Consider the following 20354-nt stretch of genomic DNA (forward strand, 5'->3'; position numbering starts at 1 on the left):
ACGGTTAAAAAATCATTAAATTATCCATTATTATCAAGATTCTCTCCATTGAATAAGTGACATAAGTCTGTCAACTTTGTGAAAAATAGGCTTTACCTTCTAAAACTTTGTATTTTATCAGTACAAGGAAATTAGTCGATTCTTATTTTATCTCAATCTAATCATATATAAACAACCCCTCTTAACGATATGCAAAACGCTTTACGATGCTTGCAACTAATCTGCTTGCTGGCCATGTCAACCCTCACTGCGCTCGCCCAAACCCCTATTTCGGGACGGGTAAACAGTGAGCAGAACGAAGGTATTCCCGGCGTAACGGTGTCGATAAAAGGCAGCACCCGCGGAACAACTACGGATGCTGCAGGAACATTTAAACTCAATGCAGCCGCTAACGAGACGCTGGTATTCAGCTATGTAGGGTATATCAGTCAGGAAACGGTGGTGGGCAGCAAAACAGACTTCCTGATCAAACTCACCCCTGACACCCGGAGCCTGGAAGAGATTGTGGTTGTGGGCTACGGTACTGTCAAGAAAAGTGATTTGACCGGGTCGGTATCGACCATCAAAGCCGACGCCATCAAGGAGATGCCGGTGGTTTCTGTCGATCAGGCTATTCAGTCACGGGCAGCAGGCGTACAGGTAACGCAGAGTTCGGCCGCGCCGGGCGGGGGAATATCCATCCGGGTGCGCGGGGCCAACTCCATAAACAGCGGTAGCGAGCCCCTGTACGTTATTGACGGCTTTCCGCTTTATCCCGATAATGGCGCTATTGGCACCGGGGGCAACCGCCAGCCGACCAACGCCATGGCGACCATCAACCCAAATGAAATTGAAAGTATCGAAATTTTAAAGGATGCCTCAGCTACGTCTATTTACGGCTCGCGGGGCGCCAACGGTGTTGTGCTGATCACCACCAAGCGCGGTAAGGAAGGCCAGAGCCGGGTCGATTATGAAGGGTCTTATTCTACCCAAACCATTGCCCGCAATATCGACGTGCTGAACGGGGCCGACTACGCCCGCTACCTGAATATTCTGGAAAAAAGTCAGGGCGGAAGCCCGCGCTTCACCGATGCCCAAATCAGTCAAATCGGGCAGGGCACGAACTGGATGGATGCTATTTCGCGCACGGGTGGCCTGTCTAACCACCAGCTTTCGTTTACGGGCGGAAACAAATCCATGCGCTATGCCGTGGTCGGTAACTACGTAGCGAATAAGGGCGTTATCACGAATACGTTTTTCAAACGATACGGTTTCCGGCTCAATCTCGACAATGATTTTCTGAACGGCCGGGCTACGCTGAGCAATAGCTGGTCGTATAACCGGACGGGAAACAGCAATGTCCCTACGGATCGGGGCGGTCCGGGGGGTATTATCATCACGGCCCTCGGCCTTGACCCAACGGTACCGATCTACGATGCGAACGGTAACTATACGTATCCCAGCTACGATCAGCGGTTCAATACCAACCCACTGGCCGAAGCGCAGGAGGGCTACGACAGAGATAACCTTAACCGGTTGTTTGGTACCACCGCTGTCACATTTAAAATTATGGACGGCCTTAAATTCAGGACCAGCATCGGGGCAGATGTGCTGAGTGCCGAACGGACTACATTCTATAACAGCTCTACGTACCTCGGCCGGCAGTATGACCGGCAGCTGGAGAAAGCGAACCGGAACGTAACCAGCCTGCTGAACGAAAACATCCTGAGCTACAACAAACAGCTTGCACCGGGCCATACCATCGACGTTACGCTGGGCTATACCTATCAGAAAGAGAGCAACCTGTATAACTCGGTGGCAACGCGTGGACTACCCTCCGATGATGCGCTGTCGGTAAACCTGCAAAACGGGAGCAAGCCCCAGATTCCGTTTTCGGGTCGGCAGGACTGGACGCTGCAATCCATGCTGGGTCGGGTAAATTACAACCTCAACGACCGGTATCTGCTCACGTTCACGTTCCGGCGCGATGGGTCGTCCAAGTTCGGGCCGAACAACAAGTGGGCTACGTTCCCGTCCGGAGCCATCGGGTGGCGGGTTGTCAACGAGAGTTTCTTCCAGAATTCGGGCCTGGGTAAGGTGTTCAACGATTTCAAGTTCCGGGCCAGCTACGGCCTGACGGGTAACTCGCAGATTCCGGTGTACCGGTCGGTGGGCGGTCTGGTGCCGTACAACTATGTGTTGGGCAGCAACTTAGTGGCGGGCTATGGCCCCGACCGGATTGCAAATCCCGATCTCAAATGGGAAAGCACCGCTATGCTGGATCTTGGTCTGGATCTGGCCTTGCTGAATAACCGGCTCTCCATGACCTTCGACGTGTTCAGCAACAAAACCAGCGATTTACTGCTCGATGTGTCGATTCCACAAAGTACCGGCTTCAGCACCATCCTGCTCAATTCCGGATCGCTGACTAACAAAGGGATTGAGTTTTCGACCAATTACAAGGTGATCAGCAACAAGGTATTGACTTGGGATGTGAGCGGTAACATTTCTGTGCTGCGCAATGAAATCACCAGCCTGGGACAGAGCACGCCATTCTTTGCCAACAGTACGAGCGGTCACCTCGGTGTTTTCGGTAGCTGGGTAGAAGCAGGCAACCCCATTGGCGTGTGGAAAGGCTACAAATACACGGGCCTCTTCCAGACGGACGAAGAAGCCAAAAGCTATGCGGCCCTCGCGGGTTATCCAAAGTACGAAGACGTGAACGGCGATGGTAAGTACACGTCCGATGATTACCAGACTATTGGCAACCCGAACCCGAAGTTTACGTGGGGGCTGAATTCTACGGTGAAGTTCAGCAACTTCGATTTCACGATTTTCTTCCGGGGGGTGCATGGCAATCAGGTGCGTAACCTGCAACAGTCCGAAATGGGTGATGGTGTGCAGAAAATCAACCAGATCGCTAACATCCTGACCGATTCATGGACGCCTACCAACACGGGTGCCAGCCGCCCCGTTATTGATGGTCGCCGGGACTTTATCTCCTTCCGCCGGTCGTCGTTCTTCATTCAGGATGGCTCGTTCGTTCGGTTGCAGAACGTGGTGCTGGGCTACACTGTACCACTCAGAACGAAGTTCATTCGTAGTGCCCGTGTCTACGTCAGTGGTCAGAATCTGTTCCTGATCACGAAGTACAAAGGCTTCGATCCGGAAGTGAACAATCAGGGTCAGAACAACCTGAACCGGGGCGACGACTACGATGCCTACCCCCGCGCCCGGATGCTGACATTCGGTGTAAATCTTGGCTTATAATCCTCAGAATCTTCTAAGACAACGTTCAGCATGAAAATCAACCTATCTCCCCGAATCGCTTACCCGTTGCTGGTGGCCCTGATGGCTGCTGGCGCCGGTTGCTCGGACCTCAAAGAGAACCCGGACTTTATCAATCCGGACACGTTCTATAAATCGGCAAAGGAACTCCAGTTAGGAGTCAACGGCGTATATGACGACCTGAACTCCGGCTTCTCCGGCTACTTCTACGATCGTTATGTGTTCGAGTGTCTCACCGGCGACCAGATTGGCTGGGAAAAAGGGCCGTTACAATACAACCTCGGCAACGTCAGCTCGGCAGATGAGTACATCGAAGCCTACTGGTCTATCAGCTATCGGTCCATCAACCGGGCCAACGCCGTAATCGAAACCGCCGACGCGCTGAAAGACCCGACGAACGATGCGCTGGTGAAGCGTCTGAAAGGGGAAGCGCAGTTCCTGCGGGCTTTCTATTACTATGGCTTGCTGAGTTACTTCGACAACCCGCCCCTCACCATCAAATCGACAAAAGGGATTAGCGAACTACCCACCAACGCGGGTGGCAAAGGGGCTGTAATCGACCAGATCTATGCCGATGCCAAAGCGGCTGCCGAAGTATTACCCGCTTCCTATACAGGTGCCGATTTGGGTCGGGCTACGAAATGGGCCGCCAAAACGCTTCTGATGAAGGCGCAGTTGTGGGACGAGAAATGGGCCGATGCCAAAACCACCGCCGAAGACATCGTCAACAACAGCGGTGTTCAGCTATTTGAAAACTTCGCCCACAACTTCGACCTGGCGCACGAAAACCAGGGTGAGCGTCTATTTGAAGCCCAGGTATCGGCAGCAGCCAACGCCAACGAATATGATGTACATTCGGCGCACTTTAACCCGGAAGATTACCCGAGCGAACTGGGTGGAGCGGGCTGGAGCTGGCTGAGTGCCACGCAGGAGTTCCGGGCATCGTATGATGCCAAGGACAAGCGAATTGACGGCACCTTTATCGAGACGTATCCTACGGGGCGGTTTGGTAAAATAGACGGAGCCTATCCGATGGTGAAATGGAGTCCGAAAGCAGATTTCAACCTATCGCGTTTCGGTGGTATTGTCAAGTCGGATGCTAACCCCCGCGACCCATCCCAGATGATTTTTGGTAAAGCCTGGGCTGGTAAACTTGTCGAACTGGGTACCAACTGGACCAACACCGAGCGGAATACCATTTACCTACGCCTGGCCGATGTGTTGCTGGGCCACTCCGAAGCCTGTAACGAAAGTGGACAGGGCGATAAGTTTATGGGTATCAACAAGGTACGTGCCCGTGCGGGATTAGCGGCTCTGAGCGGACTGAGTCAGTCGGCCCTGCGCGATGCCATCATCCAGGAGCGCGAGCAGGAGTTCGTGTTCGAGCAGGTAATGTATCCGGAGTTACGCCGGAAGAGCAAACCTGGGGGTACGCCGGATTATCTGGGCAACCACATCAACAACTACATTACTAAATACAAAGCGGGCCGAACCCTCAAAGCGCGGGACTATGTGCTACCCCTGCCGCTGAAAGAAATGCAGGGTAATACCAATGTAACCCAGAATAAAGAATGGCAGTAAATGGTAGATGATAAAATCAAAAAAGGGCTATCTATGGCCCTTTTTTAGTGATGGACGTGTTTAAACTTTCTCAAATGAGTTGGCAATAAGTGGTTTTGTCATGGCTCCGGCCACCCGGCCCGAGGAACGAGGGATCTTCGGTAAGAACAAAAAACACTACTTCCGAAGATCCCTCGTTCCTCGGGCCGGGTGGCCGGAGCCATGACAAAACCACCTAATTCCACTTTAAAAATAAAAGTTTAAACAGCTTCGATAACTCTCCTTCATGAAATACGTAGCAGCGGTCTGGTTCCTTTGTAGTTTAATGGCTTGTTCGCGGAAACCAGATACGCTGTTTACGACGCTTTCTTCAAGTGAATCGGGCGTTGATTTCCAGAATATCGTTACCGAAAACGACACCGTCAACCTTGTCGATTATTACTATGTCTACAACGGTGGGGGCGTGGCTGTGGGCGATATCAATAACGACGATCTCCCCGATTTGTACTTCACCGGTAACCAGGTTGGCGACCGGCTGTACCTGAACATCACGAAGCCCGGCTCAGGGCATCCGCAGTTCAAAGACATCACCCAAACGGCGGGTATCCGGAAAGCAGGCTGGTCGACGGGGGTAACGATGGCCGATGTCAATGCCGACGGATTACTGGATATCTACGTCTGCAAATCAGGTAACTACCCCGGTAACCGGCGAAAAAATCAACTGTATATCAACAAAGGCAGTAAGGCCGGAGAATCACCCCGTTTCGACGAACAGGCCGAACAGTATGGGCTGGCCGACACAACGTATACGAATCAGGCGGCTTTTCTGGATTATGACCACGATGGCGACCTTGACGTTTATTTGCTGACCAGTACGAACCTGATCCGAAACCCGAACCAGGTAACCCCCGTCATTGCCGACGGCTCCGGACTGGCCAATGACAAACTTTTTCGCAACGACTCCGATGCCAGCGGTCACCATTTTACCGACGTAACAACGTCTGCCGGGATTCTGCACGATGGGTTTGGCCTGGGGCTGACCGTGGCGGACTTTAATCAGGACGGCTGGGAGGACATTTATGTAGCGAATGATTTCCTGGCGAATGATTTTCTGTACCTCAACAATCGCAATACCCACGCCGGTGAACCGTCGTTTAGTGAAGTCGGTAAACGCTATTTCAAGCACCACAGTCAGTTTTCAATGGGCTGTGATGCCGCCGATATCAACAACGACGGCTTGACGGACCTCGTTGTGGCCGACATGCTGCCACCCGATAACGAGCAGCGTAAGAAAATGGCGGGCCCGGCTAACTATCAGCAGTTTGAATCTATTCTCAGGCAGGGCTACCACCCGCAGTTCATGCGGAATATGCTCCAGGTAAACGGGGGTAAAGCGCCCGACGGACGCATGGTTTTCTCCGAGATCGGGCAGTTGGCAGGGGTGTCGGCCACCGACTGGAGCTGGTCGCCGTTGCTTGCCGACCTGGACAATGATGGCTGGCGCGATCTGTTCATTACCAACGGCTACCTGCGCGACATTACCGATCTGGATTTCGTTTCATTTAACGATAACATGGCACAGAAAGGGAGCCGCAACCCGGACGAAATGAACCGGTATCTGCGACAGGGCGCAACCAAAATGCCCTCCATCAATAAGCCAAACCGCTTCTTCCGGAATCATCACGATCTCACCTTCGACGACGTTACGGCAACCTGGTTCGGGACTGAACCTTCCCTTTCCAACGGAGCCGCCTACGCCGACCTTGACCGCGATGGCGACCTTGATCTGGTGGTGAATAACATCAATCAACCGGCCTACATTCTTCAGAATAACACCGCCAACACGCATTACCTCCAGCTAAAACTACGGGGACCGGCTCTGAATCCGTTCGGACTGGGAGCCGACGTGACGGTGTACAGCCGGGGGCTTACGCAAACCTATCATCAGGCCGTTACGCGCGGCTATCAGTCGTCGGGCGATTATATTATTCACGCCGGGCTGGGGCTGGCCAACCGTGTTGATTCCGTGCGGGTGGTGTGGCCCGATGGTAAGGCGCAGACACTGGCGAACCCACCCATCGACCGGCTATTGACGCTGGAACATACTCAGGCACGCCCAATTCCGGAACAGCCGAAACAACCATTGCCTACGTTACTGACTGATGTAACGGGTGTTTCGGGCCTGAACTTTACGCATCAGGAAGAGTCGTATCTGGACTATAATCAGGAGCCGTTGCTGCCTCATAAACTCTCGCAGCAGGGCCCGAAACTGGCCGCTGGCGACGTAAATGGCGATGGACTCGAAGACCTGTTTGTGGGTGGCTCGTTCCGGCATTACGGGAAAATAATGCTCCAGACGTCGGCAGGACGGTTTATCGAAAAAGCCTACACCGATGAGTCTCAGCCAAAAGACGAGGAAGACGTGGGTGCGTTGTTATTTGATGCCGATGCCGATGGTGACAAGGACCTTTACATTGTGAGCGGTTCCAATGAGTATTATGATGGCTCTGTTTACTACCAGGACCGACTTTACCTTAACAACGGCAGCGGCACATTCACCAACGCTACGGACCGCCTGCCCCCCATTCGGCACAGTGGTTCGTGCATCGTTGCGGCTGATGTTGACAAAGATGGTGACCTTGATCTATTTCGAGGGGGGCGGCTTCGGGCGTTGTCCTACCCGCTATCCGGCGAAAGCAGCCTGCTCATCAACGAAGGCGGGCGTTTTCGCGAAGCCACCGACGCGCTGGCTCCAGGCCTGAAATCGGCGGGAATGGTGACCGATGCGGTCTGGGCCGACATTGACCGGGATTCGTGGCCCGACCTTGTGGTGGTGGGCGAACTGATGCCAATCACTGTTTTCAGGAACGATCGGGGGCATCTGGAACCGTCGACAAGCCCGTCGCTAACTGGTTCAGAAGGGTTCTGGAACTGCATTCGGGCGGGTGATTTCGACCATGACGGCGATCCCGATTTTGTGCTGGGTAACCTCGGCATGAACAGTCGCTACCGGGTTTCGGCCACACAGCCCATGCGTGTCTACGCGGGTGATTTCGATGGCAACGGGCGGCTGGATGCCATCTCGACCTATTATTTGCAGGGTCAGGAATACCCCATAGCCTCCCGCGACGAACTGGGGCGGCAGTGGCCGGGCATCAAGAAACAGTTCACGAATTACGCGCTCTATGCCAAAGCCAAACTCACGGACTTACTGTCGCCGGAGCAGCAGAAGTCCAGCACCATGCTGAGGGCCTGCATACAGCAAAGTATTCTTCTTGAAAACACAGGGAATGGTACGTTTCGGCTGAAACCCCTGCCAATGCCCGCGCAGTGGGCACCCATTCAGGCGTTACTGGTCGATGATGTTGACCGGGACGGTAATCTGGATGTGCTGGCCGTTGGCAATGCCTACGATACGGAGTCGATAGCCGGGCAGTACGACGCCATGACGGGTCTGCTGCTACGGGGCGACGGGCGGGGGCGGTTCCAGTCAGTACTTTTTCCGAAAAGTGGTTTTCTGGCTGATGGCGATTGTAAAAGCGTTGTCCGATTGATCAATAAAACACAATCGCTCTATGTGGTGTCGGCTAACAAGGCACCGTTGCGGTTATTCCGGCGGCAAAAGGAACAATGAACAGACACTAGATATTTACTATAGGTTGGTTGTAAAAAGGCTGTTTCAGGTTTCCTGTCAGTCTTTTTTTATGCTCACCCTGCCTGTCACTTTAACGGGATTACTAGTCTTTTATCAAGGAAATGTGCGTGAGACGACAGCAGGGCATTTGCCGTTTCATACGGCACCGGGACAGCACGCCGTCGCAGGCCCGGAAAATCAATCACTTGATAGCAAGCAAGTTGATGAGCAATGATTGTAAGTATCACGAAATCAACCAGTAACTGAAAATGAGACGTCGATTAACGAGACAGCAATTTAAGACAACAGCCATTTTCTAGGAAAATCATTATCAGCATAAACAGATTATCTCAGACAAACGGGCGTTTTTTTAGATCAGGTATAGATGATATAGGAAAGGGAAAATTACAACGAAATTTCCCATTCACTGGCCCCAAGCCTAAAACCTATATGTGTCGAAGTGCAAATTTTCAGTGACAGGTATAAATTTATGTATTGCACATTGACCACTTTTACTGGTACTTTTGGGTGTTAGTAAACATAATGGCAGTGGCTGTTGCAAAGGTCGAAAAGCGGTTCGGTTGGTTCAATATATGAGTACTACGCAGCCAAACTTTACTTCGAAAACTATACGTTGAGCCGGGTAGTCCAGACGTGTACCGACTTTTGCAACAGCCACTGATGTTATGTAAAGCTAAGGCTTAAAGCAGTGCCTGCGACGCTTTAGGCCTTAGCTTTATTTAAGGTGTCCCATAAGTTCGGTACACCGATAAATCTGACTATCTGACACTATTTAGCTAGCCATTTCTCATTAATATATAACACACTGTGGTACTGAGTTGGAGCATTTGACATTGAACGACCATCGAAAGCAACAAACCCATAGTCGCTGAGAAATGAAGGTACTCGTTCATCATCATATCCATCTAAGTAAATCGCTTTTATCCTAGTCTCGTCGAAAAACTTACTTGCACCCTGTAAGACTTCCCACTCATGCCCCTCCACATCGATCTTCAGTATCATGGAATGTCCATCTAACGCAAAAGAATCTAATCGCCGAGTGGAAATGTTGACAATCCAGTTTGAATTTTGATTATGAGAAGCATTTATCAAAGCTCCGAAAACACCTGAAACGGCTCCCTTTGCAAACGGTATTACTTTCTCACTGTCAGACAGGCCCAGAATCTCAATATTTGCGTTCTTGTCCAGTAAAGTCCTTTTCAACTTCTCACCTGTTTCGGGATTTGCTTCGAAAGCATAGAACTTTATGTTAGGATAGACATATTGTAATCTACTGATTATACTGGAATATAGTCCTACGTTTGCCCCTATATCAATAAATGTATCTTGAGGAGAAATAATTAGGGCAATGTTAATAATTGAAGCTATTTCATCCCTAAAAACAATGTTACTGTTGGCATTCTTAGCTGCTCTGACATACCCTATTTCGGTTATTGTATTTGCATATATCTTTGAGCCAGCAATTTCAATATATGCGTTTTTGTCACGAATAAGTAATTTAGTCAGCCAAAGTCTAAATTTTGGTTTATTTATAAATAGTTTCCAAATAATCTTACTGATTATTTTATTGCTATAAATATTCATTGTATTGGATATTTCGAGATGTTTCTGCTAAAGTGTTCTACTGTCTTCAATTGATTTGCACGGATGTTCTGAATAAACGGTCCAAGCAGGCATATCTTTTCGGGTAGTGTTAAGATAGTACAATAGAATCATCATCCATCAAGGACTACCTACTTTTTAGTAAGCGGTCGCGAATCAGGAATCAGATGGTAGGTTAAGGCAAACATGTTGCGAAATGTAGCTCTTGGAAGTTGAAAATGAGCCGTTTTTAATCTATTTGGCAAAAATGGCTAAACAGGTCCATAGGATGGGTAGTTAGATCTGCATAACTGCCAGATTATTAGACTATTATGGATTCCATGTGGCGGATATACCCTGAATGTGTTAACTACCCCGATGATGAATTGAGGGAAGCCGAAGTCGGTTAGTTCTCAACAAGAAATAGGTTGATCGATTGCGGCCTCTCTAACTTCTATCGTCCGCAATAAATAGTCCAAAGCCGTTGTATAATCAAAGGTTATGTTAACCCTAAGGCTATTTTTAATGGTCCTTTACTCGTAGTGGGCGAGCTCAATCTAGCAATATTTCATTAACATAGTACCGACCCATTCTCTCCCCTCTGTAAGTTACAATCCGGCCTGTTTTTAGGGCTTCTATAAGGTGGTTGATCTAGGAATAGTTCATTAACATAAGATATGTGGCTGTTGCAAAAGTCGAAAAGCGGTTCGGTTGGTTCAATATATGAATACTACGCAGCCAAACTTTACTTCGAAAACTATACGTTGAGCCGGGTAGTCCAGACGTGTACCGACTTTTGCAACAGACACATATCTCATGAAGCCCTACTAAGAAAAGTGCAAAAGGAGTCCCCTTAATTTATTCTCACTAAACGCTTGATTTCTGTTACACGAATTTCCTTAAGTCAAGGGACGGCTTTTTATGCAAAACGGCAAATGCACACGGCAGCGTTTCGAATCATAAGAATGTCCATGAAAAGCAAAATTTGCTCCATTCCGGGTAGGACTATAATGGCTTAAATTTGTGCTAAGTCAATATCTCTCAGCGTATGAACATAAAATCGGTCGTCTTTATTGGAATAGGAATTGGGGGGGTATTTGTGCTATCCTCTTTTTTCGGTCTGTTTGGGGAGCGAGTCGATTTCAACACGCAGGTTAAACCACTCCTGAATAAAAACTGCATTGCCTGCCACGGCGGGGTCAAGAAAGCAGGGGGCTTTTCGGTGTTGTTCCGGCATGAAGCCGTTGCACCCACAAAGTCGGGGAAACCGGCTATTATCCCCGGCGATGCGGATGCCAGCGAGATGATTCGTCGGCTCACGCTGGAGGACCATACCGAACGCATGCCGCTGGAAGCCGCTCCCCTCAAACCAGACGATATCGCCCTGCTTCGGAAGTGGATCGATCAGGGAGCCGACTGGGGTGACCATTGGGCCTATACGCGCATCGAGAAGCCTGACGTGCCCGTCATTGGTACGTTCTGGAGCCGCCTGGGCCTGCGTGACAACGCCGAACTGGACTGGGCCAGAAATGACATTGACCATTTTACGCTCCAGAAAATGAAGGCGCAAGCCTTACTGCCGTCGCCAGAAGCCGACCGGGCTACCCTGCTCCGGCGCGTCTCACTCGACCTGACGGGACTACCCCCAACGGAGCAGGAAATGGCTGGGTTTACTAAGGATAAATCACCCGATGCCTACGAGAAAGTAGTGGATCGTTTGCTGGCTTCACCCACCTACGGGGAACGCTGGACCGCTCTCTGGCTCGACCTGGCCCGATACGCTGACTCGAAAGGGTACGAAAAAGATACCGAGCGGAAAATATGGCGGTACCGCGACTGGGTTATCAACGCCTTCAACCAGGATAAACCCTACAATCAATTTGTGGTAGAGCAACTGGCGGGTGATCTGCTCCCGAACCGGACGGATGCGGATTTGATCGCCACTGGTTTTCACCGTAACACCATGACGAATGACGAGGGCGGCACGCAGGACGAAGAGTTTCGCACGGCTGCCGTTATCGACCGGGTAAATACGACCTGGGATGTGTTTCAGGGTACTACCTTTTCCTGCGTACAATGCCACAGCCATCCGTATGACCCGTTTACGCACGACGAATATTATAAATACCTCGCCTTTTTCAACAACACCCGCGACGAAGACGTAACGACAGACACACCCACTCTTCGTTTCTTTAAAGATCAGGACTCCGTTCACGTGGCAACCCTCAAAACGTGGTTAACAACGCACCATACCCAGCCGAAACAACTGCAGGAGTGGGTCAATTTTGTTCGGCTTACCGAGCCTAAAATCAACTCGCATGATTTTGACCAGTACGTGAACGCATCGCTGCTGGATGCCAAGTACTTTGGGGTGCAGGATGGTGGCTCAGCCCGAATTAAGCCCATTAACCTGACCGGCATCAACCGCTTTATCATGGCGATTGGCACCCAGTCGAAGGGAGCCGTGCTGACGATGCATCAGGATAGCCCCACCGGACCGTCTCTGCTGACCATACCCGTGCCGAATACGGGCAGTCAGGGGAAAGATACGGTCATGATTTATGCCCTGCCTCAGCTTACCGGCAGCCATTCCATCTACCTGACACTGGCTAACCCAAGGCAACCAAAAGACTGGGTTGTCATAAAATGGGTCTCATTCCGCCCTGCTCTGCCGGGAACACCGGCGACGACGCTGGGCGATATGGACGCGAAACTCCAGGCTGTTTTGAACGCGAAACCAGAATCGACTCCCGTGCTGGTAGAAGCTACGGGTGATCTGGACCGGAAAACGCACATTTTCGAGCGGGGAAACTGGCTGGTGAAAGGGAAACAGGTGCAGCCGGATGTGCCAAAATCATTGCCGCCCCTGCCCACCGATTCAACCGGAAAGCCGGTTCGTAACCGACTGGGTCTTGCCCGGTGGATGGTGCAGCGCGAGCATCCCCTGACGGCGCGGGTAGCCGTTAACCGATTGTGGGAACAGCTCTTCGGTACGGGACTGGTCGAAACGGTGGAAGACATGGGTACGCAGGGGATTCAGCCCACTCATCGGGAATTACTGGACTACCTGGCGGCTGAGTTCATGGATACCGACCATTGGTCGATGAAACGCTTGCTGAAGCGTATCGTAACCTCCGCTACCTATCGTCAGCAATCGGTGGCTTCTGCCGAACTGGTCGCCAGAGATCCGTTCAATACCTGGCTGGCGCGTGGACCCCGCGTTCGGCTGACGGCCGAGCAGGTACGCGATCAGGCATTGGCGGTGAGTGGGCTGTTGAGTTACAAACGGTTTGGCCCCAGCGTGAAACCCGTGCAGCCGGACGGCATCTGGCAATCGCCCTACAATGGCGAAAGCTGGAAACCGAGTGACGGGGAGGACCAGCATCGCCGGGCCATTTACACCTACTGGAAACGGACGGCTCCCTACCCGTCCATGACAACCTTCGACAGCCCCAGCCGGGAGTTTTGTCAGGTACGACGCATCCGGACCAACACGCCCTTGCAGGCGCTGGTTACGTTGAACGACCCGGTATTCATAGAGTCGGCTCAGTCGCTGGCAACGCTGATGCAGCAGCGCGGCAAAACCCCGGAGCAACAGATAAAGGCTGGTTTTCGGCAGGTTACCCAGCGGGATGCGTCTCCGCAGAAAATGGCCGTGCTTCTGAAATTATACCAGCAGTCGGCAATGTATTACAAACAGCATCCGGCCGATACCCGAACGTTTCTGGCTGGTATTGACGCCACGCCACAACTGGCCGCGCTGACCGTTACGGCCAACACCCTGCTTAACCTGGACGAGACAATCACGAAAGAATAAGATGAAAAAGCTACTCGACGAACTTCAGCAGGCCGCCCTCCAACGCGAAACGCGCCGGCATTTCCTGCATACCTGTTCCACCGGGCTCGGTGCCATGGCCCTGGGGTCTTTTCTGGAAAGTTGCGGTTTTGCCGATAAGACAGCCGATAAAAAAGCCGGGCAGGTACCTGTAATCAGCAGCCCCGACGAATCGCCGATGGCGGTGCGGTCGGCACAATTTTCGGGTAAGGCCAAACGGGTAATTTATATTCACATGGCGGGGTCGCCCTCGCAGCTTGAACTGTTCGACTACAAGCCCGAACTGGTCAAATACAATGGTAAAGACTGCCCGCAGGAATTACTGACGGGCAAAAAGTTTGCGTTTATCCGGGGCGTTCCCAAGATGCTGGGACCGCAGGGGAAGTTTGCCCAGCACGGTCAGTCGGGGGCGTGGGTATCCGATTATCTGCCCCATTTGCAGGGGGTGGTTGATGATATCACGTTCCTGAAAGCCATGCACACCGATCAGTTCAACCATGCCCCCGCGCAGTTGCTGATGCATACGGGTTCGGCCCGGCTGGGTAGACCGAGTATTGGTTCCTGGGTAACGTATGGCCTTGGTTCCGAGAATGACAATTTGCCGGGTTACATCGTGCTTGCATCAGGCGGTAAGCAACCGGATGCCGGTAAATCCGTATGGGGGAGCGGTTTTCTGCCATCCGTGTATCAGGGTGTGCAATGCCGCACTGATGGCGACCCGGTTCTGTACGCGTCCGATCCGGCGGGTATGCCCAGAAGTCTGCGGGGTAAAACGATCGAAGCCATATCGGCCATTAATCAGCAGCAATACAACGATGTAAAAGATCCGGAAATACTCACCCGGATTGCCCAGTACGAACTGGCCTATCGAATGCAGATGTCGGTGCCGGATTCGATGGACATCAAAAGCGAACCACAATACATGCTCGATATGTATGGCGTTGACCCAAACAAAGGGTCATTTGCCCGCAACTGTCTGCTGGCCCGGCGGCTGGTGGAGCGTGGTGTTCGGTTCGTTCAACTCTTCGACTGGGGCTGGGATACGCACGGCACCAGTGCCGATGGGTCCATCGATGTGGGTCTTCACGACAAGTGCCGCCAGTCGGACCAGGCTGTAGCGGCTTTGCTCAAAGACTTGAAACAGCGTGGTTTACTGGATGATACACTGGTGGTATGGGGTGGCGAATTTGGTCGGACTCCCATGCAGGAGAACCGCGATGGTCAGACGCTGCCGTTTATGGGCCGTGACCATCATCTGGATGCCTTTACGGTCTGGATGGCAGGAGGGGGTGTTAAGAAGGGATTCTCTTTCGGCGAAACGGACGACATTGGCTACTACGGTGTGAAAGACCAGGTCCACGTTCACGACCTTCAGGCCACCATCCTGCATCTGCTGGGCTTCGACCATGAAAAGCTGACCTACCAGTTTCAGGGCCGCCCATTCCGATTAACCGACGTGGCCGGGAAAGTAATAAAACCTATTCTTGCTTAATAGGATGGTATGATATAGCTAGTAGTTCATGAAGGTATTGGCTTAACTGCGTTGCCAACTATTACTCCCAGACCAAAGCAGTGTCAACTTTTTTTAGGACGGGACACGCTTGAAAAGGCATTGGCTTCCGCAGTCTGAATGATGCCATCGATACCACCACCGCGCAAGGCCGCTTAGTGTTTAACTTATTTGCGTCGCTGGCCGAGTTCGATGGCACAGCAGCGGCTGGCCGTCGGCCACCCGGCGTGATATGATCCGGGAGCGTACCAAAGCGGTTCTAGCGGCAGCTCGTGCCAGGGGACGAATAGGTGGCCGACCAAAGGGACTCACTGTTGAGGCCCAGGCAAAGGCACAGGCCGTCAAATCCATATATGCCCTCAAGACACATACAATGTTAGAGATTGGTCAGCTGTTTCACGTAAGCCGAGCAATGGTGTATCTATATTTAGCTTGGAAGGAAGAAAATAAAGTTTGAGTAGTGAAGGACATTACTTTATAAAATGGGCCTTTAAAAAGACAATAAATGGGGGGCTGCCGACATTGGTACGTTTTGGCCAGCCTACTGTGGAATAGCGTAGCCCGGAAAATGGCAGAACTCGGCCAACGAATGGAAAAGGCAAATCAGCTACTCCATATCCCGAAAGCTGCTGGGGGGAACTCCTTTCTCTTCCGAAAAAACCCGGCTGAAGTACCGGGGATTCTCGAAGCCCACTGCATAAGCAACCTCGGCAACGCTCAAGGATGAATTGAGGAGTAGCTCTTCCGCTTTTCGCAGGCGAAGAGCCCTCAGGTAAGGAATGACCGATATGCCGGTCAGCGCCATTACCTTGCGATACAGCGCGTTACGGCTCATGCCCATCAATTCACAAATCATGGTCATGTCAAGAGCCGCGTTGTCCAGATGATTCTCCAGGGTGCTGCGCAGTTTGGTCACAAACTGGTCTTCCATCGCGTCGGTCCCGTTGGCGGACACCGGGCCAGCCTGCGGGTTACCCAGCGCCTGCTGGCTGTAATAGCGCTGCAAAAGCCGCCGGGTTCGTAGCAGATTGCCCAGCACAAGGAGCAGTTCCTCCCGCTGGAACGGCTTAACCAAATAGGCATCCCCCCCCCGCCGTAAGCCTGTAAGCCGGTCGTCAACGGCGGCCCGGGCCGTGAGCAGGACAATCGGAATGTGGCTCGTGCGTTCGTCGGACTTCAGGGTATCGCATAAGTCAAATCCATCTTTGACGGGCATCATCACATCGCTCAGAATTAAGTCTGGTACAATGGTTAAAGCCTGATCAATACCGATCTGCCCGTTTTCGGCTCGTATGATTTGATACTCCTCCCGCAGGCAAGTCTGGATATAGATGGCCACATCGTCATTGTCTTCCACCAGCAGCAGCAGAGGGTGATCAAGAGCTTCCCCCCGCCCGGATTCGACCTGGTCTGGAGAGACCGGGTCACCTAACTCGGCTGAGTTCATCCAGACTGGGTCAGGGGCAAACTGGATGGGCACCGGCAGTACATCGTCGGCCATGGGTGCCTGCCGGGTCAGAGGCAGACAAACGACGAATTCAGCACCCGGATTCAGACCGAGCCCCTCCAGATCAGGTCGAACCAGACCGGGTCGATTGCGAACGGCCAGACCACCCTGCATCAGGCTAACCAACTCCCTCACCAGCGAGAGACCAATGCCAGTACCCCCACTGGCCACGTCGATCACGTCAGACCCTGCCCGACGTGGCCCGGCCAGTCCAGGCGGGGCCAGTCCAGGCCGGGCCTGATAAAAGCGGTCAAAGATCCGGCTCAGATCGGCCGGGTAAATGCCAGGGCCGGTATCACTGACGATGATCTGAATCCACGGGTCATTCAGCTGCCGGGTTGGCGTAAGAGCCTCGTAGTAGCCCGCCGTGGCAAACGATTGCCAGCGGGGCTGCATAACCACTTCGCATCGTACTTCTCCTCCCGCTGGAGTAAACTTTAGGGCATTGCCCAGCAGATTAGCCACAATATCCTGTAGTTTGTCCGGATTAAAATCGGCCTCATGGACGTCTTCTTCAACGTATATGATCAACTGTATTCCCTTCGTCCGGGCTATCGAGTGAAACGATTCACCCACGTACCGAATAAAACGATTCAAGTCGCCCCGTACGAGTTTGAGCGGCATCTGTCCGGCCTCCAGCCGGGAGAGGTCCAGAAGCTGGTTGACCAGTCGCAGCAGGTTGCGACCGCTGCGTTCGATCAGAACAGCCGACTGCCGTAGCCGAGGGTCTGCCAGCTGAGATAGGTTATCGGCCATGCCCAGAATCACCGTCAGGGGTGTGCGGAATTCATGGGAGATGTTGGCAAAAAAGCGGGATTTGGTCTCGTCGAGCCGTTGCAGATCCTGAGCCTGCCGGGTAATGACCCGAGTGGCCTCGTCGATTTGGGTCTGCAACCGGGCTTGTGCTTTTTGGTATTTCCAATCCCGCCACCGACCCCACACCCACGCACCACCCAGCAGCAGAAATATCAGCAAAAGGAGAAACCAACTGCGCAGATAAAACGGCCGGAGCACGTGTACTTCAACAGAAAGCGGAGCCGCTGACATGCGCCCGTCGGCGGCCTGTCCTTTAATCAGCAACTGGTAATCGCCGTAGGGCAGATTACCCAACCGCAGGTACGGCTCGGGCTGGTAGTGCCAGCCATCATCTATGCCCTTAAACTGGTAGGCGTACGTGTTCTTGCGGGCATCGGTGTAGTTGAGCAGCGCGAAGTTGAGGATACTGCTCCGGTCGTTGGGTTGCAGCGTGATCTGATTGGTCCCGAGCAGTTCGGCGGTCTTGTCGACCAGCGTGTTGCGACGGGCATCGAACTGGCGAAAGGAAACCACCCGCAGGGGTAGGGCGGGCATGGGAGGCTCGGCTTCAAAATCACGCGGATCGAAAGCCGTTACCCCGTTCAGGCCTCCGAAATAAAGCCGTCCCTGCGCATCCTGGTAATGGGCGATGCGGTTGAACTCGTTGTGGGTGATGCCATCGGGCACCGTATAGGTCCGGGTGGTGAGCCGTAGAGGATCAAACTGCATGATGCCTTCGTCGCTGCTGAGCCAGAGATGGCCCCGATGGTCGGCATACACCGCGTAAATATTATCGTTATTCAGCCCATCGGCCCGCCGAAACTGGCGGTAGCTATTCCGGGCGCGATCCCAGCGCACCAGCCCTGTATTAGCCGTTGCCAGCCAAAATACCCCTTGCGGGTCCTGGTAAAAATGCTGGTAGCTGTCGGCCGGTAGCCGGTAGCCACCCCGGCCACCCCGCCAGTAGCGGCCCGTAACGCCCTTTTGGGGATCGACGGTATAAAGGCCCGTTGTCGCGCAGAGCCAGATCGTACCTTGCCGATCGGTGCCAATGTGCAGGATGTGCGCCTTGGCTAATTCGAAAAACTGGTTATAGCCCCCGAAGGGGAACACCCGATTGGCGATCGGGTCGACTAGCAACAGACCAGGATCGCCACCGGCCAGCAGCCGATGGGGTTTCGTCGAATACGGATGAATGCTCCAGACCATCACTTCCGAACCAGGGGTCGGCATCAAGGCGGTTTTGGTGGTCTGGTAGTCGTAGGCCACCAGATTACTAATCTGGGCTAAATACAGCTTTCCGCCCAGCGGACCGCTCATGCTGTTGAAAACCCCTTGGCCCGCCAGCAATTGGCGGGCCGACCCACCCGAAAACGTACTGCTGAACAAACCCACATTTTCCAGATTCGTGTAGAGCGTTTTTCCCACGGCGGTAATACCCCGTACGGCGGGTTTTTTTCCCTCGCCGGGTTCATAGAATAAGCGCTGAAAGTAGTTTCTGCCCACCCGGGTCTGGTAGAGCCCAAAGCTGGTTCCCAGCCACATACTCCCATGCCGATCGCGAAAAAAACTTCCGTCTTCAATGGGACCGCTGGGTAGCTGGCTGGTGATATCGACGAGGACCCGGCCCGTGGAGTCGCGCAACTGGCAGCCATTCCAGACTAGACCATGCTGATTAAACGCGTAGGCGAGTGAATACTTAATTTTCGTCGATTCGACCAAAGCCGGGGACAGGACCTGGCGATGACCCGACCCGTCAATTTTATATAGCTTTAGGATCGGGCCTGATGGACTGTTTCCCTTTGCGTGTCGATAAAAGAGTTCTGCACTGGCATTCGATTGACCCCAGCAGGAGAAGATGGCTTGTGGGTGATCATACGTGCGCAACACGTGCCCATCCATCGTTAATTCGACCAGCTTGGTACCATCAGCAGCGACCCAGACCGTATTCCGAGCCGTAACAGCCTCCAATGTCAGGCTCTTGTACTGGGGTAAGGACACCGTCCGTAATCCTGTTTTGAGGTGGTAACTATTCAACTTGGCCGGCCGGTGATCGACAAACACGATGGTTCCATCTTTGCTACTCAACAAAGACTGCTTCACCCCGAAAAAGTGCGTCGGTCGGGATCGGTGGAAGCGTTTTTCGAAGGAGGTAGCCACGCCCGTTATCGGATCAAATAGCGTGATGTTTGATTGCCCCGTCGGCCCCATGAGCCACAGCAGTCCATCAGCATCCTGAGCGATCGAACGAATGTCGTCAAAGTCGAGCCCGTTTTTATCCCGGGTGTAGTTCGTGAACGTAGCCCCGTCGAAGCGACTAAGGCCCAGCTTCGTCCCGAACCACATGAAGTCCCGGCGGTCCTGGAGAATAGCGTTCACTTCGCGGTGGGCCAGGCCGTCTTCGGGGCCATACCTTTGTACGGTAGCCGCAAAATGCTGTGCCCCGGTGAGCGAGCTGCACCCGATTATCAGGACTAAAATCAGGCCAATTATTTGTTTCAACGGATGCTCTTTTTAAGCCTGATCCTAGGAATGGGATACAAATATAGGTATTATCATATTCTGATTCGTATACTAGGCGGGTAATAGTCGACTATATCTTTGGATTACGCTGGCTCACTAGCCTACCAAGTTCAGTCGCTTT

General features: G+C 52.6%; 9 protein-coding genes. 7 read left to right on the forward strand and 2 right to left on the reverse strand.

The window, feature by feature from the left end; translation table 11 throughout:
• Positions 1-189 precede the first annotated feature (189 nt).
• From CWM47_RS06110 to CWM47_RS38030, 4 genes are all read left to right on the forward strand, one after another.
• Positions 190-3249 carry a SusC/RagA family TonB-linked outer membrane protein gene (locus CWM47_RS06110; RefSeq protein WP_100987141.1) on the forward strand — a complete coding sequence of 1020 codons (3060 nt, stop codon included), beginning with the start codon at positions 190-192 and terminating at the stop codon, positions 3247-3249.
• 30 nt (positions 3250-3279) lie between these two features.
• Positions 3280-4848, forward strand: coding sequence for a RagB/SusD family nutrient uptake outer membrane protein (locus CWM47_RS06115; RefSeq protein ID WP_100987142.1), 1569 nt, complete (start codon positions 3280-3282; stop codon positions 4846-4848).
• Positions 4849-5113: 265 nt separating this feature from the next.
• Positions 5114-8461, forward strand: coding sequence for a VCBS repeat-containing protein (locus CWM47_RS06120; RefSeq protein WP_100987143.1), 3348 nt, complete (start codon positions 5114-5116; stop codon positions 8459-8461).
• 70 nt (positions 8462-8531) lie between these two features.
• Positions 8532-8696 carry a hypothetical protein gene (locus CWM47_RS38030; protein WP_157815910.1) on the forward strand — a complete coding sequence of 55 codons (165 nt, stop codon included), beginning with the start codon at positions 8532-8534 and terminating at the stop codon, positions 8694-8696.
• Positions 8697-9250: 554 nt separating this feature from the next.
• Here CWM47_RS38030 and CWM47_RS06125 read toward each other — a convergent pair.
• The gene (locus CWM47_RS06125; RefSeq protein ID WP_100987144.1) at positions 9251-10066 is read right to left on the reverse strand and encodes an FkbM family methyltransferase; all 816 of its coding nucleotides are present in this window, start codon (positions 10064-10066) and stop codon (positions 9251-9253) included.
• 1045 nt (positions 10067-11111) lie between these two features.
• On the opposite strand from CWM47_RS06125, the gene CWM47_RS06130 reads away from it, so the two are divergent.
• The 3 genes from CWM47_RS06130 to CWM47_RS40030 all read left to right on the forward strand — a co-directional run bounded on the left by CWM47_RS06130 (position 11112) and on the right by CWM47_RS40030 (position 15644).
• Complete coding sequence (locus CWM47_RS06130; RefSeq protein ID WP_100987145.1) at positions 11112-13880, forward strand: DUF1553 domain-containing protein; 2769 nt, start codon at positions 11112-11114, stop codon at positions 13878-13880.
• A gap of 1 nt (position 13881) precedes the next feature.
• Positions 13882-15390, forward strand: coding sequence for a DUF1501 domain-containing protein (locus tag CWM47_RS06135; protein WP_100987146.1), 1509 nt, complete (start codon positions 13882-13884; stop codon positions 15388-15390).
• A 146-nt stretch (positions 15391-15536) separates the two neighbouring features.
• Positions 15537-15644: a hypothetical protein gene (locus CWM47_RS40030; RefSeq protein WP_317046739.1), complete on the forward strand. Its 108-nt coding sequence runs from the start codon at positions 15537-15539 to the stop codon at positions 15642-15644.
• Positions 15645-16015: 371 nt separating this feature from the next.
• On the opposite strand, the gene CWM47_RS06145 is transcribed toward CWM47_RS40030, so the two are convergent.
• Entirely contained in the window at positions 16016-20212 is a 4197-nt protein-coding gene (locus CWM47_RS06145; protein WP_100987147.1) for a hybrid sensor histidine kinase/response regulator transcription factor, read from the reverse strand.
• Between the last annotated feature and the right edge of the window lie 142 nt (positions 20213-20354).

Source organism: Spirosoma pollinicola (genome assembly GCF_002831565.1).
GTDB classification, from domain to species: Bacteria; Bacteroidota; Bacteroidia; order Cytophagales; family Spirosomataceae; genus Spirosoma; species Spirosoma pollinicola.